The organism is Pseudomonas sp. GW821-FHT02H06 (genome assembly GCF_059421525.1).
Genome location: NZ_JBWKVD010000022.1, coordinates 41371 through 65325, shown reverse-complemented (window position 1 = coordinate 65325; position 23955 = coordinate 41371). Strand labels below are relative to the sequence as shown.

Sequence of the window (23955 nt, the reverse complement as noted above, 5' to 3'; positions counted from 1 at the left end):
GCCTGATACAACGCACTCGCGAGCAAGGTGGAGCGCCACCCCGGTCGCTCCCACACTGATCGCTGACCTGTCAGGAATCGGGCGCCTGCCCACTCCCCCCGGCGCGCTGGCTAGCACCAAAAAGCCCCTCATGCCCTTCTTAAATTATTTTTAAGAAATCCCGACTACGTTTAAAGGCAAAATGCAGCCTTCTGTTCTCTCACGTGGCCCTGATCTCACATGACGCGAATTCTGACAATCGAAGACGATGCCGTCACCGCGAAGGAAATCGTTGCCGAACTGAGCAGCCACGGCCTGCAGGTGGACTGGGTCGACAACGGTCGCGAGGGCCTGGTCCGCGCGGTCAGCGGCGATTACGACCTGATCACCCTCGATCGCATGCTGCCGGAAGTCGACGGTCTGGCGATTGTCACCACCATGCGCGCCCTGGGTATCGCCACGCCGATTCTGATGATCAGCGCGCTGTCCGATGTGGATGAGCGGGTGCGCGGGTTGCGCGCGGGTGGGGATGATTACCTGTCCAAACCCTTCGCCTCCGACGAAATGGCCGCCCGTGTGGAAGTCTTGCTACGCCGCAGCAATCCGGGAACCCAGGCCGAGACCATGCTCAAGGTCGCCGACCTCGAACTCAATCTGATCACCCGTGAAGCCAGCCGCGCCGGGCAGCCGCTGAACCTGCTGCCCACCGAATACAAGCTGCTGGAATTCCTGATGCGCAACAGCGGGCAGATCATCACCCGCATGATGATTTTCGAAGAAGTCTGGGGTTATCACTTCGACCCCGGCACCAACCTGATCGACGTGCACATCGGTCGCTTGCGCAAGAAAATCGATCCCCCTACCCTGACGCCGCTGATACGTACCGTTCGAGGCTCAGGTTATGTCATTGCCGAACCCGTCTAAGGGCTGGCGCTCCTCCAGCAGCCGGCTGCTGGCGCTGTACAGTTTCCTGTTTGTGGCCTGGAGCAGCATCCTCATGGGGGTGCTGTACTGGGAAGTCACCAGTTACCTCAACACCCTCGCCCGCCACTCATTGATGCAGCGCCAGCAGTTGTTCTCGCGATTCGAAGGCGCGCAGCTGGACGATGCGTTACGCACCAGCGACAAATTCGACATGCGTTCGGTCGACGCCTACGGGCTGTTCGACAAGGACATGAATCCCATCAGTGGCCCGATCCAGAGCATTCCCGACGGCCTCAAGCTGACCGGGGAAATCCAGGAACTGGCCACCTGCATCGACTCCGACGACCCAGACCTGCCCAGCTCGGGCTGCGACGCCGTGGCGATTCACACGCTGGATGATCGCTGGCTGATTCTGGTGCGCGACAACGGTTCGCTGTTCGCCGTGACCACGCTGATTCTGCGCGCGCTGCTGTGGGGCATTTCGCTGACGATCATTCCGGGTATCGCTGGCTGGCACTTGCTGGGACGCCGGCCGCTGCAACGCATCCGGGCGATTCAGGCCAGCGCCGAGGCCATCGTCACCGGTGATCTGGCCCGCCGCCTGCCGGTGTCGGACCGCCGCGACGAGCTGGACATGCTCGCCGACATCGTCAACGCCATGCTCGACCGCATCGAGCGCCTGATGAACGAGGTCAAGGGCGTCTGCGACAACATCGCCCACGACCTGCGCACCCCGCTGACCCGTCTGCGCGCGCAGCTGTACCGGATTCAGCAGCAGTCGCCGGAAGATTCGGCGCTGGGCGAGCAAATGGCCCAGGTGATCGCCGACGCCGACACGCTGATGGCGCGCTTTCGCGGGCTGCTGCGGATTTCAGAGCTGGAAGATCACCAGCGGCGTTCGGCGTTCGGTCAGCTCGATCCCCAACCGCTGTTGCAGGAGTTGCACGATTTTTACCTGCCGCTGGCCGAAGAAGGCCGCGTCTCTCTGCAGCTGAAAGTCGCCGAGCACCTGCCGCCACTGGTGGGTGACCGCGCGCTGCTGTTCGAGGCGCTGTCAAACCTGCTGAGCAACTCGATCAAGTTCACCCCGCCGGGCGGGCAAGTCCTGCTCATCGCCCGCGCCGAAGGGGAAACCACCTTCATCGAAGTTCAGGACACCGGCCCCGGCATCCCCGACGCCGAACGCGAAGCGGTATTCAAGCGTTTCTACCGCAGCGAGAACGGCAATCAGCAAAGCGGTTTCGGCCTGGGATTGTCGATCGTCGCCGCGATCGTGAATCTGCACGGCTTTAAACTGCGCATCGGCAGCAGCCCGTCCGGGGGGGCGAGTCTGGTGCTGGAATGCCGACGGGTGCTGGCGTTGGGATAAGGGGTGGGAGCTTTGGGCTGCAAGCTGCAGGCGAAGACGACAAAGCCGCCTCAAGGGCGGCTTTGTTATTGGGGGCGTTACATTTTCCGGGCTTGCTCGATGATCTTTTCCTGCCGCGCCCAGGCTTTCTCCATGACCTCCAGGTAAACCCGCTCCTTCTCCTCGAAGGTGGCGTTGCGGACGAAGTCGGAAAGGGTCCTTTTCAGTTTTGGTAAAGGCTTGTCAGGCGAACTCATTTCAATCCCTCGTGTGCATTCAGCATCCTGAGTAGTGACGCTGGATCGTAGTTTTCAGGGATGTGGTCGTCAACTCGCTGAACATTTTCCTGATACAACCGAGTCCCGCCCTTGTCATTTTTAAGAAGCACATCAACGGTGACCGCATGACCGAACTCGCTTTTGAGGCGGTTTACTGCGTCCCTTGCGCTGAAGTATTGCCTGACAAATTCCCTTAGCGGGATGTTGCGCCCCTCGACTTGCTCTCTTGCGGTGACGAATCTCCAGGCCAGTGCAGGGTCCTGATACACGTAGATGATGAGCACAAATCTTCCGCGCCCAACGGACCTACGGATGTTCCGCGCGACAATATCGAAATTCGCTGACGTCCCATCCAGTAGAAATGACTGCTTTTGCTTCAGTGCCTGGTCGTGAAGTTTCTCGACCAGCACTGAAACCGCATGTTGAAAAAGGTAGGCATTTCCACCTGTATACGTCGGAATCTCTGCCCTCAGAAGATCAGGGTCAATACGCACGGTAGAAGACTCGAATCTGTTCATGAATTCGATGGATGTCTCCGTCTTTCCTGCACCCGGGGATCCCGCCATGAAGATTGAGACGGGACAGTCATCAGGCGCATAAACCGCAGGATCCGTCAGCCTCCTCGCAATCTCCTTCCTGTTCGCCTTGGCAAAAACAACAGCCTCTTCTGATATCCGTCGATCATCCGTATCCACAGTCACCCATCCTTTTATGAAGTCGCGACAGTCCAGCGCCGCGCAGTATTCACGGGCGCTTCGACTGCGCCTATCCGACGTCACAAAACGAAACAGGCCGCGCTGGTGAGCATTCACGGATGTGGATTCGTGCACACTGCCACGCAGGGAACACGAATCCTGTGGGAGCGAGCTTGCTCGCGAATAGGCCGGTAAAGCCGCTCATTATCCGGCAGCCGGAATGCCGTCTTCGTGAGCAAGCTCACTCCCCACAAGGACCTTGTTTGCCGTACGACAGCGCTGGGTCTAACAAACAGGATGAAAACGCAGATCTTCTGGCAGATTGAGCACCTGTGAGAGCGAGCTTGCTCGCGAATAGGCCGGTACAGACGTTCATTATCCAGCAGCCGGAATGCCGTCTTCGTGAGCAAGCTCACACATGGATCAGGTGTGCCGCGTGACAGTGCGCGACATCACCCGAACCACAAAGCAGTCTTCCCATCACCCCGGCATGCACGTGAAGTCCACGCTGTGCCCAAGCGACCTACCTTTCGCATCTTCAAGTTTCACCCGGTATTCCTCGCCCAGGCTGGACTCCACCAGTTTGTAATGCTCACCCGCCTGAAACTGGCCGTATTGGATGCCGGTCTCGCAGTTCATCTCTCCGTTGTCGCCGCTGCGTTCGACGATCAGGTTGACGTCGAGGGTATGGGCGCCGGGTTTGACTTCGAAGAAGCGCCCGTCATTCAGGCGCTTGCCATCCAGGTCCTCGGCCATCAGCACGTCGGCGGGCTGTTCCTGCAAGCTGATCCACGCCTCGCTCGGGTCGGCTTTGGGCATGGGACCGGCGCAGGCGGAGAGCAACGCGACCAGGCTGAACATAGGAACCAGCAATAATGATTTGGCTTTCATGACACGACCTCGGCAGTTGAAAAAATCCCTGATGTGCAGGGTGGAATTTCGAGGTGCGCAGGGTGCGTGGGCCACGGATGAACAACAAATGAATGCACCATGAAAGCCACTTGCTCACGGGGCTAACGTTTTGTTCATCTGGCTGAAAGCCGCGTGTTAGGTACGTCCACCAACACTGCGCCCATTCGAAATGGGAGGTTTACGGCATGCTCGGGCTGGTCAGGACTGCATTGCTAAAGCCGTACACGTTTATCGTGTTGGCGATTTTCATCTGTATTGTCGGGCCGATGGCGGCCCTTAAAACGCCCACCGATGTATTTCCGGACATCGGCATTCCGGTGGTCGCGGTGGTCTGGCAATACGCCGGGCTGTCGCCGGACGCCATGGCCGGTCGGGTGATCTACACCTACGAGCGCTCGCTGAGCACCACGGTCAACGACATCGAACACATCGAGTCGCAGTCGCTGCCCGGCATGGGCATCGTCAAGATTTTCTTCCAGCCGGGAGTGGATATCCGCACCGCCAACGCCCAGGTCACGGCGGTCTCACAGACCGTGCTCAAGCAAATGCCGGCGGGCATCACACCGCCGCTGATCCTCAACTACAGCGCCTCGACCGTGCCGATCCTGCAGATGGCGTTTTCCAGCCCGACGCTGTCGGAAGCGAAGATTCGCGATCTGGTGCAGAACAGCGTCCGGCTGCCGCTGAGTGCGGTGCCGGGGCTGGCGATGCCGACGCCCATGGGCGGCAAGCAGCGGCAGATCACCCTGGACCTCGATCCCCAGGCGCTGGCCGCCAAAGGCCTGTCGGCGCAAGACGTCGGCAACGCACTGGCCGCCGGTAACCAGATCATCCCGGTGGGCACGGCGAAGATGGGCGGCGACGAATACACCGTGCTGCTCAACAACAGCCCAAAGGCCATCGACGAACTCAATGACCTGCCGATCAAGACCGTCGACGGCGCGCTGATCACCATCGGCCAGGTGGCCCACGTGCGCGACGGTTCGCCGCCGCAGACCAACATCGTGCGCGTTGACGGCCGTCGCGCCGTGCTGATGCCGGCGCTGAAGAACGGCAACATCTCGACCCTGTACATCGTCGACAACATCCGCAACATGCTGCCGCTGATCAACGAGACGCTGCCGCCAGCGCTGAAAACCTCGCTGCTGGGCGACGCCTCGGTGTTCGTCAAAGCGTCGGTGGGGAGTGTGGCCCGGGAAGGCATCATCGCCGCCTTGCTGACCAGCGTGATGATCCTGCTGTTCCTCGGCAGCTGGCGCTCGACGCTGATCATCGCCGCGTCGATTCCCCTGGCCGTGCTCTCGGCCATCGCGCTGCTTTCCGTGACCGGACAAACCCTGAACGTGATGACCCTCGGCGGCTTGGCGCTGGCCGTGGGGATCCTGGTGGACGACGCAACGGTGACCATCGAGAACATCAACTGGCACCTGGAACAGGGCAAAGCGGTGAAGGACGCGATCATGGACGGCGCGCGGCAGATCGTCGGCCCCGCCTTCGTGTCGCTGCTGTGCATCTGCATCGTCTTCGTGCCGATGTTCATGCTGCAAGGAATCGCCGGTTATTTGTTCCGGCCCATGGCGCTGGCGGTGATCTTCGCCATGGCCAGCTCGTTCCTGCTGTCGCGCACCTTGGTGCCGACCCTGGCGATGTTTCTGCTCAAACCCCACGTGCTGGAAACCGGCCCGGGCCATCACCCGGAAGACCCGTTCATCAATCACCACGAAGGCGATCAGCACGGTCGGCAGCGCAACCTGATCCTGCGTAGCGCGCTGACCTTTCAGCAGGGTTTCGAGGCACGTTTCTCAGCGATTCGCGACACCTACCACGGCCTGCTCGGCCTGGCGCTGAAGCGGCGCAAGTCATTCCTCATCGGTTTTCTCACCTGCGTGCTCGCCAGTTTTGCGCTGCTGCCGAGCCTGGGCGAAGACTTCTTCCCCGCCACCGACGCCGGCGCGCTGTCGATGCACGTGCGCCTGCCGCTGGGCACCCGCATCGAGGAAAGCGCGGCGGCGTTCGACCGCATCGAGCAGCGCATCCGCGAGATCATCCCGGCCGATGAACTGGACACGGTGATCGACAACATCGGCATCCCCCTGAGCGGCATCGACATGGCCTACAGCAGCAGCGGCACCATCGGGCCGCAGGATGGCGACATTCAGGTCACCCTCAAGGCCGATCACGCGCCAACCGCCGATTACGTCAAACGCCTGCGCGAAGCCTTGCCGCAAAGCTTTCCCGGCAGCCAGTTCGCCTTCATGCCCGCCGACATCAGCAGCCAGATCCTCAACTTCGGCGCCCCGGCTCCGCTGGACCTGAAAATCGCCGGCCCCAACGGCGACGCCAACCGCGCCTACGCACTGGAACTGCAGCGCCGTTTGCAGCATGTGCCGGGCATCGCCGACCTGCGCATTCAGCAATCCACCGGTTACCCGTCGTTGCAGGTGAACGTTGATCGGCTGCGCGCCAAGCAACTGGGGATCACCGAAAAAGACGTCACCACCAGCCTGGGCGCGTCCCTGGCCGGGACCTCCCAGGTCGCGCCGACGTACTGGCTGAACCCGAAAAACGGCGTCTCGTATTCGGTGGTCGCGGCGACACCGCAATATCGTCTCGACAGCCTGCCGAGCCTCGAAGCCCTGCCGATTACCGGCAGCAACGGGCAGTCGCAGATCCTCGGCGGCCTGGCGACCATCAGCCGCGTCGACAGCCCGGCGGTGGTCACCCACTACAACATTCAGCCGACCCTGGACCTGTTCGCCAACGTGCAGGGCCGCGACCTCGGCGGGGTGGCGGCGGACATCCAGAAGGTCATCGACGACACCGCGCACCTGCGGCCCAAAGGCGCGACGGTCAGCCTGCACGGCCAGATCGACGCGTTGCACGAAGCGTTCAGCGGCCTGAGCCTCGGTCTGCTCGGCGCCGTGGTGCTGATCTACTTGCTCATCGTGGTCAACTTTCAATCGTGGATCGATCCGTTCGTGATCATCACGGCCCTGCCCGCCGCGCTCGCAGGCATCGTCTGGATGCTGTTTCTCAGCGGCACGTCGCTGTCGGTCCCGGCGCTGACCGGGGCGATCCTCTGCATGGGCGTGGCCACCGCCAACTCGATTCTGGTGGTGAGTTTCTGCCGCGAGCGTCTGGCCGAACACGGCGATGCCCTGCTCGCCGCGATGGAGGCTGGCTACACGCGCTTCCGCCCGGTGTGCATGACCGCGCTGGCGATGATCATCGGCATGCTGCCGCTGGCGATTTCCCAGGAACAGAACGCGCCGCTCGGCCGTGCGGTGATCGGCGGCCTGATCCTCGCCACCACCGCGACCCTGCTGTTCGTGCCGGTGGTCTTCAGCCTCGTCCACCGCCACTCAACACCCTTGCCTGCGAATGGCCTTGATGGAGAAACACCCCATGTCGTCTGAACACGCCCCTTCGCGCAAACGCCTGATGCTGCTCGGCATTGGCGGCCTGACTTTGGCGGCGCTGCTGGTTGCCAATGGCCTCGCCGCACGCACCCGCGAGGAACACGCCGTCACCGCCTGGACCGAGCGGCAATCGGTGCCCGTCGTCAGCGTTGTCGCGCCGACCCAAAGCTCCCAAGGCAACACCTTGCGCCTGCCAGCGCGCCTCGAGGCCTGGAGCAATGCGGCGATCAACGCGCGGGTCAGCGGTTACCTGAACGACTGGGACGCCGACATCGGCAGCCATGTGCAGGCCGGTCAGGTACTGGCCCACATCGACAGCCCCGAGCTCGACCAGCAACTGGCTCAGGCCCGGGCGCGTCTGGCTCAGCAGCATGCCAACGCACGTATTGCCCAGACCACGGCGGCGCGCTGGCAGCACCTGCTGACCACCCACTCGGTGTCACAGCAGGAAGTGGATGAAAAAGTCTCCACCGCCGTCGCCGCCAATGCCGATGTGCAAGCGGCAGATGCTGACTATCAACGGATCGTGGCGCTGGAGGATTACAAGACCATTCGCGCGCCATTCAGTGGCACCGTCACCGCGCGCAACACCGACATCGGTCAGCTGATCAAGGCCGATGACGGCGGCGCACACCCGCTGTTCAGCCTCGCAGACACCCATCGCCTGCGGCTGTACGTGCCGATCCCGCAGAACTACGCCAGCGTCGTGCGCCCCGGCATCCAGGTTCAGCTAAGCGTGCCCGAGCATCCGGGGCAGACCTACACGGCGACGTTGCTGGGGGATTCCACGGCGGTGGATCCGCGCTCCGGCACCCTGCTGGCCCAGTTCATCGCCGACAACCCGGACGGCGCGCTGATGCCCGGCGACTACGCCGATGCCACGCTGCCGGTAAACAACGCCAGCGGCGGGCTGAGCATTCCGGCCAGCGCGCTGATCTTCCGCGCCAAAGGCACCCAGGTTGCCACACTCGACCGCGCCGGCCATGTGCACCTGCGCGACATCCACATCGCGATGGATCTGGGCGACCGGCTGATCATCGATCAGGGCCTCACGCCCGCCGATCAGGTCATCGATAACCCGCCCGACGCCCTGCGGGAGAACGATGCCGTGCAACTGGCGGACGCCGGAGGTGACCATGCGCACAAGGCTTGAAGCGCTGGCGCTGGCCATCGCCGTGACGCTGCAGGGCTGTTCGCTCGCACCGGTTTATCAGGCGCCGGCGGTTCAACTGCCCGCGCATTTCGCCGAGGACGCCGGCCCCTGGCACCCGGCGCAGCCTGCCGATACGGTGCAAGCTCAATGGTGGAAAGCGTTCGAGGACGCGCAACTGGATGACCTGCAACAACGGCTGCTCCATGCCAACCCGGATTTGACGGCCGCGCTGGCGCATTACGACGCCGCGCTGGCGTATGCGGGTCAGTTGCACGCGGGCCTGATGCCTCAGGTCAACGCCAGCCTGAGCCCGGTTCGTCAGCGGCAGTCGGATCGACGGCCACTGCGCAGCGGCACGCAGCCCTCGATCTACAACAGTGACACCGCCGGGTTCAGCCTGAATTTCGATCCGGACCTGTGGGGCAAGATCCGCAACCAGGTGGCGGCCGGCGACGCCCAGGCCCAAGCCTCGGCGGACGATCTGGCGGTCGCGCGCCTGAGCCTGCAGCGCCAGTTGGCGACGCTGTATGTGCAGGTGCGCGGGCTGGACGCGCAGAGCCGCATCCTGCAGACCTCGCTGGACGATTACACCCAGGCCCTGCAACTGACCCGCGATCGCTACGAGGGCAAAATCGCGTCGGCACTGGACCTGACCCGTGCGCAAAGCCAGCTCGCCGAAGCCCGGGCGCAGCTCGATGACGTCAACGCCCAGCGCGACCTCGGCGAACACGCCATCGCCGAACTGGTGGGCGCGATGCCCGGAGACGTTCATCTGGCCCGGAACGCGCAAGCGCTGAAACTGCCCGGCATCCCCCACACCTTGCCCGGCAACCTGTTGCAACAACGCCCCGACGTCGCCGCCGCAGAGCGTCGGGTGTTCGCCGCCAACGCCAACATCGGCGTGGCGAAAGCGGCGTGGTACCCGGACTTCAGCCTGACCGGCCTGCTCGGCGGGCAAACCCAGGGCAGCGGCAATCTGCTGGCGGCAGCCAATCGTTACTGGGCGCTGGGGCCGCTGGTCGACCTGCCGATTTTCGACGGCGGCCGCCGCAGCGCCAACGAGCGGCAAGCCAAGGCCGAGTTTGAAGAGGCCGCCGCGCAGTATCACAGCCAGGTGCTCAAGGCTGTGCGCGAGGTGGAAGACAATCTGGGTCAGTTGCGCGATCTGCAGCGCGAATCCGAGGACCAGCACGCCGCTGTCGACGCCGCGCAAAACGCCGAACAGATGGCGATGAGCAGCTACCAGGCCGGGGCCGCGAGTTACCTAGACGTAGTGACCGCGCAAACCGCGGCGCTTCAGGCACAACGGCGGTTGCAGGTGGTTGAGACCAATAGGTTGCAGGCCAGTGTCGGGCTCATGGCGGCGTTGGGTGGAGGGTGGAAAAGCGGGTGAGCTTGTCGGCGCCGGCGCTGATCTTCCCGCTGGAAGATCCCGGGACACGTGGGAGTGACCGGGGTTGGCTTCGCCGTGTTCACCAAGAAGCCTGGGCATTCGACCGCTTTCTCTGGTGGCTGAAAGTCAGTCTTCGCGAGCAAGCTAGACTCCCACGGGATGGTGGTTCGGCTCGATATTTCGGCCAGTTCGGGGGACTTGTGGGAGTGAGCTTGCTCACGAAGGGGCCGGGTCATTCAGCCACTCTCTCTGGCGGTTGAAAGTGAGCCTTCGCGAGCAAGCTCGACTTCCACGGGATGGTGGTTCGGCTCGACATTTCGGCCAGTTAGTTGGACCTGTGGGAGTGAGCTTGCTCACGAAGAGGCCAGTACATTCAGCCACCTTCTCGGGTGGCTGAAAGTGAGCCTTCGCGAGCAAGCTCGACTCCCACGAGATGGTGGTTCGGCTCGATATTTCGGCCAGTTCGGGGGACCTGTGGGAGTGAGCTTGCTCACGAAGGGGCCTGGACATTCAGCCACTTTTTCTGGTGGCTGAAAGTAAGTCTTCGCGAGCAAGCTCGACTCCCACCAGATAGTGGGCTGACTCGACATTTCGGCCAGTTCGGGGGACTTGTGGGAGTGAGCTTGCTCACGAAGGGGCCGGGTCATTCAGCCACTTTCTCTGGTGGCTGAAGGCCAGTCTTCGCGAGCATGCTCGCTCCTACCAGATAGTGGGCTGACTCGAAATCTCCGGTTGCTGCAAAACTTGTGGGAGTGACCGGGGTGGCGCTCCACCTTGCTCACGAAGGGGCCGGGACAGTCAGCCACTCTCTCTGGCGGCTGAAAGTGAGCCTTCGCGAGCAAGCTCGACTCCCCCGGGATGGTGATTCGGCTCAGGATTTTCGGTTGTTGCAGGACCTGTGGGAGTGAGCTTGCTCACGAAGGGGCCGGGGCATTCAGTCACTTTCTCGGGTGGCCGAAAGTGAGCCTTCGCGAGCAAGCTCGACTCCCACGGGATGGTGGTTCGGCTCGATATTTCGGCCAGTTCGGGGGATCTGTGGGAGTTAGCTTGCTCACGAAGGGGCCAGCACATTCAGCCATTTTCTCTGGTACCTGAAAGTAAGCCTTCGCGAGCAAGCTCGACTCCCACGGGATGGTGGTTCGGCTCGACATTTCGGCCAGTTCGGGGGACTTGTGGGAGTGAGCTTGCTCACGAAGGGGCCGGGACATTCAGCCATACTTCTCGGGTGGGTGAGAGTAAGCCTTCGCGAGCAAGCTCGCTCGCACGTTCGGGTTTTCGCGGGTTTACAGGACATACCGGGCAATACACCCTCATCAGCGCAGTTCATGAAGCAGCTAACGTGGTTTGTGCACCCGAAGCCGAGGTAAACATCATGACCACGAAAGCTCGTTCCCACAGCTTGCGCACGGGGCGGTATTCAGAGACAGGGAGGATCTATCTGGTCACCTCGCGGCTCGACCGTATGAGAAATGACTTCAGGGACTGGCGAGTGGGCCGGCTCCTCGTCAGGGAAATGAGAGATGTGCAGGAATGCGGATTCGCAAAAACGCTAGCATGGGTTGTGATGCCTGACCACTTTCATTGGTTAGTGAGCTTCAGCATGGCTCGCTTGCAAGCATTGTTCAGCGAGTCAAGTCAAAGACCGCCATTTCAGTGAACAGGGTCACCGGCAAACACGGACCACTCTGGCAGTCTGGGTATCACGATGCCGCTGCGCGCCATGAGGATGATCTCATTCACTTCGCCCGCTACATCGTGGCCAATCCCTTGCGGGCAGGGTTGGTAAGCCGCGTGGGAGATTATCCGCTGTGGGACGCCATTTGGTTGCCAGGTTCGGGGGTAGAGTTCGGAGAGTCTGTAAATGAACTGTTTGATGTGGTGCCAACACATAACAAAGACCTGCCTGATTCATTGCCCATCAATCAGCCTTCGTGAGCAAGCTCACTCCCACGGGATGGTGGCTTGGCCCGGGATTTCCGGTTGTTCCCGGATCTGTGGGAGTGAGCTTGCTCACGAAGAGGCCCGGACATTCAGCCAATTTCTCTGGCGGCTGAACGGACTCGAGCCCTCTCGCAAACAACAACGCCTCCACAAGGGAGGCGTTGGGTATTACAGGTCGAGGGCTATGAAGCACGCACCTCAGGCAAGATCAAAGCGGTCCAGTTCCATCACTTTGGTCCACGCGGCGACGAAGTCCTGGATGAACTTCTCTTGCCCGTCCGCACTGGCGTAGACCTCCGCCACGGCCCGCAATTGAGCGTGTGAACTGAACACCAAGTCGACCCGGGTGCCGGTCCATTTGACGGCGCCGGTGTTGCGGTCGCGGGCTTCGAACAGCTGGTCGCCGCCCGACACGCCTTTCCATTCGACGCCCATGTCCAAAAGGTTCTTGAAGAAGTCGTTGCTCAGCGTGCCCGGTCTTTCGGTCAGGACGCCGTGCTGGCTGTGCCCGGCATTGATATCCAGAACGCGCAAGCCGCCGATCAGGACGGTCATCTGCGGTGCCGTCAGGTTCAGCAACTGCGCCTTGTCGACCAGAAGCTTCTCTGCCGAGACGCGGTAATGGCCCTTGAGGTAATTGCGGAAACCGTCGGCGATGGGTTCAAGGAAGCCGAACGACTCGACGTCGGTCTGTTCCTGGGAAGCGTCCATGCGGCCCGGGGTGAACGGCACTGTGACGTGGTGGCCGTCTTTTTTTGCCGCCTGTTCGATACCTGCGCTGCCGCCGAGAACGATCAAATCAGCCAGCGAAATCTGCTTGCCGCCGGACTGGGCGCCGTTGAATTCGTCGCGGACGCGCTCCAGGGTTTGCAGCACGCCCGCCAGATTGGCCGGTTGGTTGACCGCCCAGTCTTTCTGCGGGGCCAGACGCAGACGACCGCCGTTGGCGCCGCCGCGTTTGTCGGAACCACGGAAGGTGGACGCCGCCGCCCAGGCCGTGCCGACCAGCTGCGAGACCGACAGCCCGGACGCCAGGATTTTTTCCTTCAGCGCAGCTACATCATTGGCGTCCACCAGCGGGTGGTTGACCTCGGGAATCGGGTCCTGCCACAGCAGCTCTTCCCCTGGCATTTCCGGGCCGAGGTAACGGGCGAGCGGGCCCATGTCCCGGTGGGTCAACTTGAACCAGGCGCGGGCGAAGGCATCGGCCAATTGGTCAGGGTTTTCCAGGAAGCGTCGGGAGACCTGCTCGTAGGCAGGGTCCACGCGCAGCGCCAGATCGGACGTCAGCATGCGCGGTTCCTGGCGTTTGGCAGGGTCGAAGGCATGGGGGATTTTGCCCGCGCCCTCGCCATTCTTCGGTCTCCACTGATGGGCGCCGGCCGGGCTCTTGGTCAGCTCCCACTCGAAGCCGAACAGGTTTTCCAGGTACTCGTTGCTCCACTGGGTTGGGGTCGAGGTCCAGGTCACTTCAAGACCACTGGTGATGGCATCGCCGGCCTTGCCGGAGCCATAAGTGCTGCGCCAGCCCAGCCCTTGTGCTTCAAGGCCTGCAGCTTCCGGTTCAGGGCCGACGTTGTCCGCAGGTCCGGCACCGTGGGTCTTGCCGAAGGCGTGGCCGCCAGCGATCAGGGCGACGGTTTCCTCATCGTTCATGGCCATGCGACCGAACGTCTCGCGGATGTCCCGAGCCGACGCCGCCGGATCAGGCACACCTTCCGGCCCTTCCGGGTTTACATAGATCAAGCCCATCTGCACGGCGGCCAATGGGTTCTCGAGGTTGCGCTCGCCGTTGGCGGTGCGGGTCTGTTCTTCGCTGTGGTGCTCCGGCTCGGCAACCAGCGTGCCCTCGCCCGGCTGCTGCATGTCCTTGTGAGCGCCGTAACGGTCTTCACCGCCCAGCCAAGTGGTTTCGGCGCCCCAGTAAACAGCTTCGTCCGGTTCCCAGACATCGGCACGCCCACCGGAAAAACCGAAGGTCTTGAAGCCCATGGATTCCAGCGCAACGTTGCCGGTGAGCACGATCAGGTCCGCCCAGGAAATCTTGCTGCCGTACTTTTGCTTCACTGGCCAGATCAGGCGGCGAGCCTTGTCGAGGTTGACGTTGTCCGGCCAGCTGTTGAGCGGTGCGAAGCGCTGCTGCCCGGCCCCTGCGCCGCCACGGCCGTCAGCGGTGCGGTAGGTCCCGGCGCTGTGCCAGGCCATGCGAATGAACAGCGGACCGTAGTGACCGAAGTCGGCCGGCCACCACTCCTGGGATTGAGTCATCACTTCCAGCAGGTCGCGTTTGACGGCTGCGAAATCGAGGCTCTTGAATTCTTTGGCGTAGTCGAAGCCCTCGCCCATCGGGTCAGTCAATGGCGAGTGCTGGTGCAGGATCTTGAGGTTCAGCTGGTTCGGCCACCAGTCACGGTTTGTGGTTCCGCCCCCGGCTGCGTGGTTGATCGGGCATTTCGATTCAGTCGACATGGTCTACTCACCTTCTTGTTTACTTTTTACTTTTTCGGCCATCAGCGAGACAGCCCAGGCTAGCACTCGCACAAGACTAGACGACTCTGGCCAGCCGTCTAATAGGCAAATGTTTGGGCGACGATAGAGTGGTTCTGTTGGCGGAGTATTTAACGGAGGTGCTTGTATTTTCTGGCGCTTGAGCTCAACTCTAACAACAGCATCAAGTGCAGAGCCGGCGTCGACCGGCGTCTTGATCACCGTGGCAATCTCCAGGAGATTCAGGCATGGCCACCACCGCTTCACTGGCCCCGTTGTTCCGGCAATCAGTGGGCTTTGATCGCTTCAACGATTTTTTTGAATCTGCCTTGCACAGCGAAATAAACGCCAGCGGCCCCCCTCACAACGTCGAACGATACGGCACGGATCATTACCGAATCGTGATCGCCACAGCCGGGCTTGCGGCCGCTGACCTCGACCTGACCCTTGAAAGAAACGTGCTCACCGTTTGCGGGGCTGAAGCCCACACCGATGGCGGCGTGACGTACCTGCATCAGGGCATCGCCCATGGGCCGTTCCGGCTGGTCTTCCATCTGGCCGATCACATCGAGGTGCAGGGCGCGACCTTCAAGAATGGTTTGCTGATCGTCTTCCTGCTGCGGGTCGAACCCCAAGGGGCCAAGGCCCGCCGGATCAGCATTCACAGCCCAGGGGACGATCCCGACCGGCCGCACATCAGCCGGCCTTGAACAACGGCGAGAAACGCGCGCCTGAAGCCGGATCAGGCCTCGGTCGGCGGGAAATCAAACAGCACCTGGGGTGCGTCGATGAGCAAAGAGCGCATCAATGGCGCGGAGCAGCCCAGCGCCTGCAGCTGCTCGACCACAGAGCCATAGCTGACCCTGTTTTCATGCTGGGTATGGGGCCAATCACTGCCCCAGACCAGCCGCTGCTGACCGAAAGCGTCGACCAGCAACGACAGCGCGGCACGGGCGAAATCGAGGTTCTCTTGCGCGCTGCCCTCCAGCCGGTAAATGCCCGAGACTTTCATCCACAGTTGCCCGCTCCGGCCCAGCTCCAGCATCTGGGGAAAGCCCGGTTGATCGAGGCCCAGGCGGGCGTCGGGCCGACCAAAGTGATCAATCACGATCTTCATGCCGAACGGCATCAGCCCGGCCAGCAGCGCAGGCATATCGGCGACGTGGCGGTGCACTTCTACATGCCAGTCGAGCACGGCGAAGTGCCCGAAGAACACCTGCCACTGCGGTTCGGAAAAGTCCGGCAGCGCCTTGGCCATCAGGTTCAGACGCACGCCAACGACGCCCAGCCGGTCCATCTCGTCCAACGCGGCACGGCTGATGTCGCGGTCGACCACCACCACGCCACGCAGTTGATCCGGCGCCTGTTGAAGGGCGTCGAGCAAGTAACGGTTATCGGTCCCGAGGAAACTCGGTTGCACCAGCACGCCATGGCTCAGGCCGTGCTGGTGAAGTTGATCCCGGTACATCGCCAGCGTGGCGTCGTAGTCGGGTGAATAGCGTCGTGCCGATGTCAGGTCCAGCTCCCTGCTGAAGACGTGTGCGTGGCCGTCGATGCCAAGGATCGACGGGGGGGAGACGGAAAAGAGGTCGGACATGGATCTCATCTATCAAAAGGTGCGCGACGCAAAACGCGTCGCGCAGAAGGAAAATCAGGCGCGGGCGGTTTCGCTGCGTGTGTCTGCGACGGCGCCGGCAGTAGGGCTGGCTTCCAGGCTGCGACCGCGGGTTTCCGGCAGGCACAATGCGGCAATCACGGCGACGCCATAGGCGATCCCGGCGTCGATGCCAATGGCGGAACCCAGCGACATCGATTCGCTCATGTGGCCCACCAGGAACGGGAAGACCGAGGACAGCACACGGCCGAAGTTGTAGCAAAAGCCCACCCCTGCCCCGCGCACGTCAGCCGGATACAGTTCGTTGAACAGCGCGCCGAGGCTGGCCGGAATGCCGGCGGCGAAGAAGCCCAGCGGGAAACCGAGGAACAGCATTTGTGTGTTGGTCAGCGGCAGGAACACGTAGCACTGCACGGTGATGACACAGCACAGGGCGAACAGCACGATGTTCAGTCGGCGGCCGATGCGGTCGATGAGAAAGCCGCTGGCAATGCAGCCGCACCAGAAGGCGACGATGATCACCGCCAGGTAGCCGCCGGAGTTGAGCACCGACAGATTGCGTTCGGTTTTCAGGAACGTCGGCAGCCAAGTCATCACCGCGTGATAACCGCCGTGGGCGCCGAGGCCGAGCAAGCCGCCGAGCAGCGTCACGCGGATCAGTTCCGGGCGGAAGATGCCGGCCAGGGATTTGAAGAAGCTCTGCGGGATGGCGTTGTCTTTTTGCAGGCGCTGAAAGCTGTCCGGCTCCTCGACGTTGCGGCGCACCCAGATGATCAGCAGCGACGGCAGCAGGCCGACCAGAAACATCACCCGCCAGGCCATGTCCTGGGGCACGAACGAATAGATCAAGGTAAACACGCCGACGGCCAGGCCCCAGCCCACCGCCCACGCGCTCTGCACGGTGCCCATGACCTTGCCACGGTATTTCGGGTTGATAGTTTCGGCCATCAACACCGCGCCTGCGGCCCACTCGCCACCGATGCCGAACCCCTGCAGCGCCTTGACGATCAGCAGCGAGCTGAAGCCGGTGACGAACGCCGACAGAAAGGTGAAAAATGAGAACCAGAGGATCATCCACTGCAGCGTGCGCACCCGGCCGTAGCGGTCGGACAGCGTGCCACCGACCCAGCCGCCGAGGGCCGAGGTGATCAGCGTCACGCCACTGATCAGGCCGGCGTCACCCTTGGTCAACGCGAAGGCGGCGATCAGCGCCGGAATCGCCAGGCCGAACATCTGAACTTCCAGGGCGTCCAGCGACCATCCGCCGAAGCAGGCCCAGAACGTTTTGCGCTCCCGAGGAGTGACGTGGCGATACCAGTTGAACATGGTTTTTGTCCTTATAAGTGTGAAGCAGCAGGTGCTGTAGAGCCCGTTCTGAGTGACGGGCTTGGGTGCAGAATTCGGATTTCTCAGCGGCGCTTCAGCGGATGTCGACGCTGTAGCGGAAGTGGCTGGCATGGCCGCGCGAACGGCGCCATTCCAGCGGTTGTCCGGCGTAGTTGCGCGCCAGACGCTCGATCACCACCACCGGGCTGTTGACTGGCACCTGCAGCAAGCGGGCGTGGGTGTCGTTGATGGCTTCGGCGGTCAGGGTTTCTTCGGCGTAGGCCACGACCTGGCCGCATTGCTCTTCGTAGATCGGATAGAGCAGCGGGCCCTGGCGGCTGAGGTCGATTTCCAGCAGGGTCTGAAACTGCACCTGGGGCAACCAGATTTCTTCGGCGAGCACAGGCTGAGCGTCGAGCAGACGCAGGCGGATCAGGCGAATCACCGGCGCGTCCAGCGGCAGACCGAGGGCGTGGGAAACGGCCGAGGGCGCGGTGACGGCTTCGATGGAGAGGATGCGGCTTTCAGGCACCTGGCGTTCGCCGGAGACGCTTTGAAAGCGGAAGAAGCGGAACAGCGAGGACTGGAACTGCGGCCGGCGAATGAAGGTGCCGCGGCCCTGTTGGCGTTCGAGAATGTTTTCGTTGACCAGCATGTCGATGGCTTTGCGCACGGTGCCGGTGGACAGGCAGTACTCGCTGGACAGCGCGGCTTCGGTGGGAATGGCTTCGCCCGGGCGCCAGCGGTTGTTGGCGATCTGTTCGGCGAGTTGGTCTCGCAGGCGTTGGTAGAGCGGCAAGCGGACATCGCTGGAAAGTCGGTTCATGGAGGCGCTTCGCTGTTGTAGTTATGTAGTCATCTATATGAATCTGCGTTGAGTATTGTCCCGTTACAAATAAGCGTCAAGGGTGGGGATGGGGGTTGGCGGATGAATGGCGTTTGGGGGTTTGGGCGTTTGAGGGTTCACGTTTCTCAGGGGAACGCGGAAACGGCAGAGCGTGTGTCTGCCGTCAGGTTGCGGGGAGCACGGGGGGTATCAGGTCGGGATCAGGTCGGGGAGATTGTGGCGAGCGCGCCGATCATGAGTGTCAGGGCGAGAAAGCCGAACAGGAAGATGGCGAGCTTGGCCATGGGGTTCTCCTACGCAAGTATGAAGTACTAGGGGTTTCGGACCGGGTGATGGGGACCGGTCGGGCTTGATCGGTCTGCCGGGAGTGAAGTGATCTTGGGGGTTGCCGCTGTTTCAGTACAGATTCAGGTAAGGCTTATAAATACGGATCAGATACAGGGTTATGCACACATCAGGATCAAGAGCATCTGCCTAACCGCAGATCGTTTCGCCTTCGGCGAGTTACTTGGAAAAGCACCCCAAGTAACCAAGGGTGCTTGCTCCTGGTTGGGTTCCTCCTTCGTCGGAATACCCTCACTCCGACGACGCTCCGTGGGCCCGGCTTCAGCCGGGAAGAGGCCGGCATGAGCGTCACAAGATGTCCGATCGTTCCCAGGCTCCGTGTGGGAATGCATCCCGTGACGCTCCGCGTCACCTTGCGGCTGACATGACACCCCACCAATCGCGCTGCTACGCTCCCTGCCCTCTCTCCACTTCAGGCGCCCACCATGCCCACCATCCGTCCCATGACCCTGGACGATTACGACGCCATCACTCAGCTGATGCGCGACACGCCGGGTATTTCCTTGCGTGACGCGGACTCCCGCGAGTCCACCGAGCAGTATCTGCTGCGCAACCCCGGACTGAGTTTTGTGGCGGAGGACGGTTCACTCATCTGCGGCTGTGTGATGTCGGGCCATGATGGCCGGCGCGGGTATCTGCAGCATTTGCTGGTGCTGCCTGAGTATCGGCGGCAGGGAATCGGGCAGGCGCTGGTCGAGCGGTGTCTGGTCAGTCTGGAGGCGGAAGGCATTCACAAATGCCATATCGACGTGCTCAAGACCAACCCGGCCGCAGCGACCTATTGGGCGAACCAGGGCTGGCAGTTGCGGGTCGATATCCACCGTTTTTCCTTCACCCGTCCGGGCAATGAAAACGCCTGACACTCAGCTAGGCCCTGATCAGACCTGACTGACAGGCGCCACGGGTTGGCGTCTGGCGTAAACCATCAGGCCGCTGAGGAGGATAAGTCCGATGCCAAACAGCGAGGCGGTGGCCGGGAAGTTGCCGAACAGCAGAACCCCGTAAGCCACCGCGAAGATGATTTGCAGGTAACCCAACGGTGCGAGCACGGAGGAGGACGCGTAACGATAGGACTTGGCCATCAAAAAATGCGCGCACAGCCCCAGACCGCCCAGCACCAGCAGCAACCCCATCTGCAGCCAGTCAGGTTCGGCCCAGTAGAACGGCACGATGGCGCTGAGGATCAGGGTGCAGAACACGCCAACGTAGAAGCTGCAAACCGACGGGCTGTCGGTCTCCCCCGCCAGTTGCGTGAGCAGTTGATACAGCGCGAAGAACAGCGCGGTCGCGAGGGGAAACAGCATCCACAGCGAGAAGGCATCGCTCGCCGGGTTGATGATCACCAGCACGCCGATGAAACCCAGCACCACCGACAGCCACTGCCAGCGATCCGCCTTGATGCCGAAGATCAGCGGCGACAGGATCGTTACAAACGCAGGGGCAAGGAAAACCAGCGCCGTGGATTCGGCGATGGGGACGTGGGTCAGGCCGAACAGGAAAGACAGGCTGTCGGCGAGCAAGACCACCGCGCGCAGCAGATGCAGCCAGGGCCGCCGGGTGTGGAAGACGTTTGCGCCGCCGTTGCGCAGCAGCACGGAGGTCACCAGCGTCGAGTGAACCAGGTAGCGGGCCCAGGCGACGAAGATCACCGGCAGGGAATAGATCAGCGTCTTGGAAGTCGCATCATGACTGGCGAACGTCAGCGCCACGCCTGCCATCAACCACATGCCGATGACTTGCCGGTGCGCGCCGTGATGGGGGGTCATTGCAAAACCTGCCACAGAAAATGATGCGCAGGAGTTAACCACAGAACTCGGCCCAGGCGCCCGCGCAGCTTGCCCAAGCGGCGCGGGCACTTTTTCGCGGGCAATAAAAAACCCGCCTGAGCGGGTTCTTTTCTATCAACACCATTCCAACATCCTGTCAGTAGCCGTCCCGGCAAATGGTGGATCATCCATGACCTGCGAAGCACATCCAGCGCCTCGGTTGATGGATCCAAGGTTGCGCTTGTGGCGCTTCGCTGTACAGGGCGACATTGCCCGGCGTCGTGTAAGCCTTTCGCCATACCGCATGTGCGGCGGCCCTCTGACGCTCTGCATTAAGGGCATCTGCGCAAGCCTCGCGACAAAGGCATGGCAGAGGCATAATGTGCGCCACACGAATACGCCCGCCGACCTGAGCTGCGGTGCCCACCCACGCCTCAGTCGGTTTCAAACCAGCCCGGCCCTGCCGCGCAACGGGAAGCGATATGCCCATTCTTGTTCAGACGTCCTGCTCTCTACTCCCCGGCTCACGGTCGTCGCAGTCATGATCGAAGTCACCGAAGTCTCCATCGCGCAGTTGCGCTCAGCCCTTGAAGCGGGCCAGACCACCGCCGTCGAACTGGTCCAGGCGTACCTCGCCAGAATCGACGCCTATGACGGCACCGACACCGCCACCGCGCTCAACGCCGTGGTCGTGCGCAATCCCCAGGCCCTCGACGAAGCGCAAGCTTCCGATGACCGTCGCGCGCGAGGCGAAACCCTCGGCCCCCTCGACGGCATTCCCTACACCGCCAAAGACAGCTATCTGGTCAAAGGACTCACGGCGGCATCGGGCAGCCCGGCGTTTGCCGAACTGGTCGCTCACCGTGATGCGTTCACCATCGAGCGGTTGCGTGGGGCCGGTGCGATCTGTCTGGGCAAGACCAACATGCCGCCGATGGCCAATGGCGGCATGCAGCGCGGCGTCTATGGCCGCGCTGAAAGCCCTTACAACGAGGATTTCCTGACGGCGCCGTTTGCGTCCGGGTCATCCAACGGCGCCGGCACTGCAACGGCCGCGAGTTTCGCGGCGTTCGGGCTGGCCGAAGAAACCTGGTCGAGCGGCCGTGGCCCTGCGTCGAACAACGGCCTGTGCACCTACACGCCGTCACGCGGGGTGATTTCGGTGCGCGGCAACTGGCCGCTGACGCCGACCATGGACGTGGTCGTGCCCTTCGCGCGGACCATGGCCGACCTGCTCGAAGTGCTGGACGTGGTGGTCGCCGAAGACCCCGACAAACGCGGCGACCTGTGGCGGTTGCAGCCGTGGGTGCCGATTCCCTCGGTCGACTCAGTGCGCCCGGCGTCCTACGCCGACCTCGCCGCCAGCCCGCAAACCCTGGCCGGCAAACGCTTTGGCGTGCCGCGCATGTACATCAATGCCGACCCTGAAGCGGGCACCTCCGAAGCACCCGGCATTGGCGGCCCCACCGGCCAGCGCATCATCACCCGCGCCTCGGTGATCGACCTGTGGGAACAGGCGCGCCAGACACTCGAAGTCCAGGGCGCCGAAGTCATCGAAGTGGATTTCCCGCTGGTCTCCAACTGCGAGGGCGATCGTCCCGGCGCGCCGACGGTGTACAACCGCGGCATCGTTTCCAAAGAGTTCCTGCACCACGAACTGTGGGACCTCACCGCCTGGGCGTTCGACGATTTTCTGCAGGCCAACGGCGATCCGAAACTGAACCGCCTGGCCGACGTCAACGGCCCGCTGATTTTCCCCCACGACCCCGGCACTCTTCCCAACCGCGAGGGCGATCTCGCTGCCGGCATGGACGAGTACGTGAAGATGGCCCAACGCGGCATCACGCCGTGGGACCAGATCGACACCTTGCCGGACGGCCTGCGCGGGCTGGAACATACCCGCCGCATTGACCTCGAAGACTGGATGCAGCGGCTCGGGCTGGATGCGGTGCTGTTCCCGACCGTGGCCGACGTGGCCCCGGCGAATGCTGACGTCAACCCGGCCTCGGCGGACATCGCCTGGAGCAACGGCGTCTGGGTCGCCAACGGCAACCTCGCGATCCGTCACCTCGGCGTGCCCACCGTCACTGTGCCGATGGGCGTAATGGCCGACATTGGCATGCCCGTGGGCCTGACCTTCGCCGGCCGCGCTTACGACGATTCCGCCCTGCTGCGCTTCGCTTCGGCGTTCGAATCCATCGGCAGCAGGCGCCAGATTCCGCCGCGCACGCCGCCGTTGTCTTCTGCTCGATAAACAGTGTTAAAGGGTCGGGGCCGGCGCGCCTCGACTCTTCCCGCTAAAAACTGACCCTCAGGAGAAGTGTTCAATGAGCAAGGCACCTTACGTCCCGCCTACCGTGTGGAAACACGAAGCGCCCTCCGGCGGCCAGTTCGCCAGCATCAACCGCCCGACGGCCGGGCCGACCCATGAAAAGGTCCTGCCGGTCGGCAAACACCCGCTGCAGCTGTATTCGCTGGCCACGCCCAACGGCGTCAAGGTGACGATTCTGCTTGAAGAGCTGCTCGCCCTCGGCCACAGCGGCGCCGAGTACGACGCCTGGCTGATCCGTATCAACGAGGGCGATCAGTTCGGCAGCGGCTTCGTCGACATCAACCCCAACTCGAAAATCCCCGCACTGCTGGATCGCAGCGTCGAACCCAACCTTCGCGTGTTCGAGTCCGGTTCGATCCTGCTTTATCTGGCGGAGAAGTTTGGCGAGTTGCTGCCCAAGGATCTGGCCGGCCGCACCGAAACCCTGAACTGGCTGTTCTGGCAGATGGGCGCTGCGCCGTATCTGGGTGGGGGCTTCGGGCACTTTTATGTGTACGCCCCGGAGAAGTTTGAGTACGCGATCGACCGCTTCACCATGGAAGCCAAGCGTCAGTTGGACGTGCTGAATCGGCGTCTCCGCGAAAGCGCTTATCTGGCCGGCGACAGCTACACAATCGCCGACATCGCCGTGTGGTCGTGGTATGGACAAGTGGTGCGCAACACCGTGTACGGCGCTGCGGAATTCCTCGCCGCCCACGAATACACCCACGTGCAGCGCTGGGCCGAAACCATTGCGCAACGGCCGGCAGTGATCCGCGGCATGCGCGTCAACCGGACCTGGGGCGACGAAGCCACTCAAGTGCCGGAACGGCATGATGCGTCGGATCTGGATTGAGGCAATTCCCGACGGTCAGTGAGGATTTCTCCACTCTCACTGACACACCACGGATCCCTGTAGGACCGGCTTCAGCCGGGAAAGCGTCGCTTGTCATACCGCAAATTAATGGTGCTCACACCGGCCTCTTCCCGGCTAAAGCCAGTCCCACGAGAACACCGCATCCATCCAGCTGCACCGCGTGTTCTAAATGTGGGACCGGCTTCAGCCGGGAAAGCGTCGGTCGTCACACCGCAAAATTGTTGGTGCTCACACTGGCCTCTTCCCGGCTAAAGCCGGTCCTACGAGAACACCGCATCCATCCAGCTGCACCGCGTGTTCTAAATGTGGGACCGGCTTCAGCCGGGAAAGCGTCGGTCG

Annotated in this window: 17 protein-coding genes and 1 pseudogene; 10 read left to right on the top strand and 8 right to left on the bottom strand. The window is 62.4% G+C overall.

Features of this window, described 5'->3' with window-relative positions:
• The first annotated feature begins 219 nt into the window (after nucleotides 1–219).
• Both AC07VF_RS24650 and AC07VF_RS24645 read left to right on the top strand, forming a co-directional pair.
• On the top strand, nucleotides 220–903 hold the full coding sequence (locus tag AC07VF_RS24650) for a response regulator transcription factor (RefSeq protein ID WP_062387311.1): 684 nt from the start codon (nucleotides 220–222) through the stop codon (nucleotides 901–903).
• Nucleotides 881–2272 carry a sensor histidine kinase gene (locus AC07VF_RS24645; protein WP_192172340.1) on the top strand — a complete coding sequence of 464 codons (1392 nt, stop codon included), beginning with the start codon at nucleotides 881–883 and terminating at the stop codon, nucleotides 2270–2272. Before AC07VF_RS24650 ends, AC07VF_RS24645 begins: the two co-directional genes overlap by 23 nt.
• Nucleotides 2273–2349: 77 nt before the next feature.
• Here the strand turns inward: AC07VF_RS24645 and AC07VF_RS24640 are convergent, their stop codons facing one another.
• The 3 genes from AC07VF_RS24640 to AC07VF_RS24630 all read right to left on the bottom strand — a co-directional run bounded on the left by AC07VF_RS24640 (nucleotide 2350) and on the right by AC07VF_RS24630 (nucleotide 4115).
• Nucleotides 2350–2508: a hypothetical protein gene (locus AC07VF_RS24640; protein ID WP_192172339.1), complete on the bottom strand. Its 159-nt coding sequence runs from the start codon at nucleotides 2506–2508 to the stop codon at nucleotides 2350–2352.
• Complete coding sequence (locus tag AC07VF_RS24635) at nucleotides 2505–3224, bottom strand: zeta toxin family protein (RefSeq protein WP_495009859.1); 720 nt, start codon at nucleotides 3222–3224, stop codon at nucleotides 2505–2507. The genes AC07VF_RS24640 and AC07VF_RS24635 overlap by 4 nt, the downstream gene beginning before the upstream one ends.
• A 480-nt stretch (nucleotides 3225–3704) precedes the next feature.
• Nucleotides 3705–4115: a PA0061/PA0062 family lipoprotein gene (locus AC07VF_RS24630; RefSeq protein WP_495009858.1), complete on the bottom strand. Its 411-nt coding sequence runs from the start codon at nucleotides 4113–4115 to the stop codon at nucleotides 3705–3707.
• A 206-nt stretch (nucleotides 4116–4321) separates the two neighbouring features.
• Between AC07VF_RS24630 and AC07VF_RS24625 the strand changes: the two genes are divergently transcribed.
• The 4 genes and pseudogenes from AC07VF_RS24625 to AC07VF_RS24610 all read left to right on the top strand — a co-directional run.
• Nucleotides 4322–7552, top strand: coding sequence for an efflux RND transporter permease subunit (locus AC07VF_RS24625; protein ID WP_495009857.1), 3231 nt, complete (start codon nucleotides 4322–4324; stop codon nucleotides 7550–7552).
• A complete protein-coding gene (locus AC07VF_RS24620; RefSeq protein WP_495009856.1) occupies nucleotides 7542–8708 on the top strand; it encodes an efflux RND transporter periplasmic adaptor subunit in 1167 nt (388 codons plus the stop codon). The genes AC07VF_RS24625 and AC07VF_RS24620 overlap by 11 nt, the downstream gene beginning before the upstream one ends.
• Nucleotides 8692–10101, top strand: coding sequence for an efflux transporter outer membrane subunit (locus AC07VF_RS24615; protein ID WP_495009855.1), 1410 nt, complete (start codon nucleotides 8692–8694; stop codon nucleotides 10099–10101). The genes AC07VF_RS24620 and AC07VF_RS24615 overlap by 17 nt, the downstream gene beginning before the upstream one ends.
• Nucleotides 10102–11473: 1372 nt before the next feature.
• Nucleotides 11474–11928, top strand: a pseudogene (locus AC07VF_RS24610) (REP-associated tyrosine transposase); the annotation flags it as partial.
• Nucleotides 11929–12240: 312 nt separating this feature from the next.
• On the opposite strand, the gene katG reads toward AC07VF_RS24610, so the two are convergent.
• The gene (gene katG / locus AC07VF_RS24605; protein ID WP_495009854.1) at nucleotides 12241–14511 is read right to left on the bottom strand and encodes a catalase/peroxidase HPI; all 2271 of its coding nucleotides are present in this window, start codon (nucleotides 14509–14511) and stop codon (nucleotides 12241–12243) included.
• 266 nt (nucleotides 14512–14777) lie between these two features.
• Here katG and AC07VF_RS24600 point away from each other — a divergent pair, with 266 nt between their 5' ends.
• A complete protein-coding gene (locus AC07VF_RS24600) occupies nucleotides 14778–15239 on the top strand; it encodes an Hsp20 family protein (RefSeq protein WP_192172333.1) in 462 nt (153 codons plus the stop codon).
• A gap of 32 nt (nucleotides 15240–15271) precedes the next feature.
• Here the strand turns inward: AC07VF_RS24600 and AC07VF_RS24595 are convergent, their stop codons facing one another.
• The 3 genes from AC07VF_RS24595 to AC07VF_RS24585 are packed head-to-tail and all read right to left on the bottom strand — an operon-like array spanning nucleotide 15272 to nucleotide 18296.
• The gene (locus AC07VF_RS24595) at nucleotides 15272–16126 is read right to left on the bottom strand and encodes an amidohydrolase family protein (protein ID WP_495009853.1); all 855 of its coding nucleotides are present in this window, start codon (nucleotides 16124–16126) and stop codon (nucleotides 15272–15274) included.
• Nucleotides 16127–16180: 54 nt separating this feature from the next.
• On the bottom strand, nucleotides 16181–17602 hold the full coding sequence (locus AC07VF_RS24590) for an MFS transporter (protein ID WP_346628860.1): 1422 nt from the start codon (nucleotides 17600–17602) through the stop codon (nucleotides 16181–16183).
• Nucleotides 17565–18296, bottom strand: a complete 732-nt coding sequence (locus AC07VF_RS24585) for a GntR family transcriptional regulator (RefSeq protein WP_192172330.1) — start codon at nucleotides 18294–18296, stop codon at nucleotides 17565–17567. Before AC07VF_RS24585 ends, AC07VF_RS24590 begins: the two co-directional genes overlap by 38 nt.
• A 791-nt stretch (nucleotides 18297–19087) precedes the next feature.
• Here AC07VF_RS24585 and AC07VF_RS24580 point away from each other — a divergent pair.
• Nucleotides 19088–19522 (top strand): GNAT family N-acetyltransferase, encoded by a 435-nt coding sequence (locus AC07VF_RS24580; protein ID WP_495009852.1) that lies wholly within the window; start codon nucleotides 19088–19090, stop codon nucleotides 19520–19522.
• Between the two features lie 18 nt (nucleotides 19523–19540).
• Here AC07VF_RS24580 and AC07VF_RS24575 read toward each other — a convergent pair whose 3' ends face one another.
• Nucleotides 19541–20428 carry a DMT family transporter gene (locus tag AC07VF_RS24575; RefSeq protein ID WP_495009851.1) on the bottom strand — a complete coding sequence of 296 codons (888 nt, stop codon included), beginning with the start codon at nucleotides 20426–20428 and terminating at the stop codon, nucleotides 19541–19543.
• Between the two features lie 541 nt (nucleotides 20429–20969).
• On the opposite strand from AC07VF_RS24575, the gene AC07VF_RS24570 reads away from it, so the two are divergent.
• Both AC07VF_RS24570 and yghU read left to right on the top strand, forming a co-directional pair.
• Nucleotides 20970–22682 (top strand): amidase, encoded by a 1713-nt coding sequence (locus tag AC07VF_RS24570; protein ID WP_495009850.1) that lies wholly within the window; start codon nucleotides 20970–20972, stop codon nucleotides 22680–22682.
• A gap of 73 nt (nucleotides 22683–22755) precedes the next feature.
• Nucleotides 22756–23595: a glutathione-dependent disulfide-bond oxidoreductase gene (yghU, locus tag AC07VF_RS24565; protein WP_495009849.1), complete on the top strand. Its 840-nt coding sequence runs from the start codon at nucleotides 22756–22758 to the stop codon at nucleotides 23593–23595.
• Nucleotides 23596–23955 lie beyond the last annotated feature (360 nt).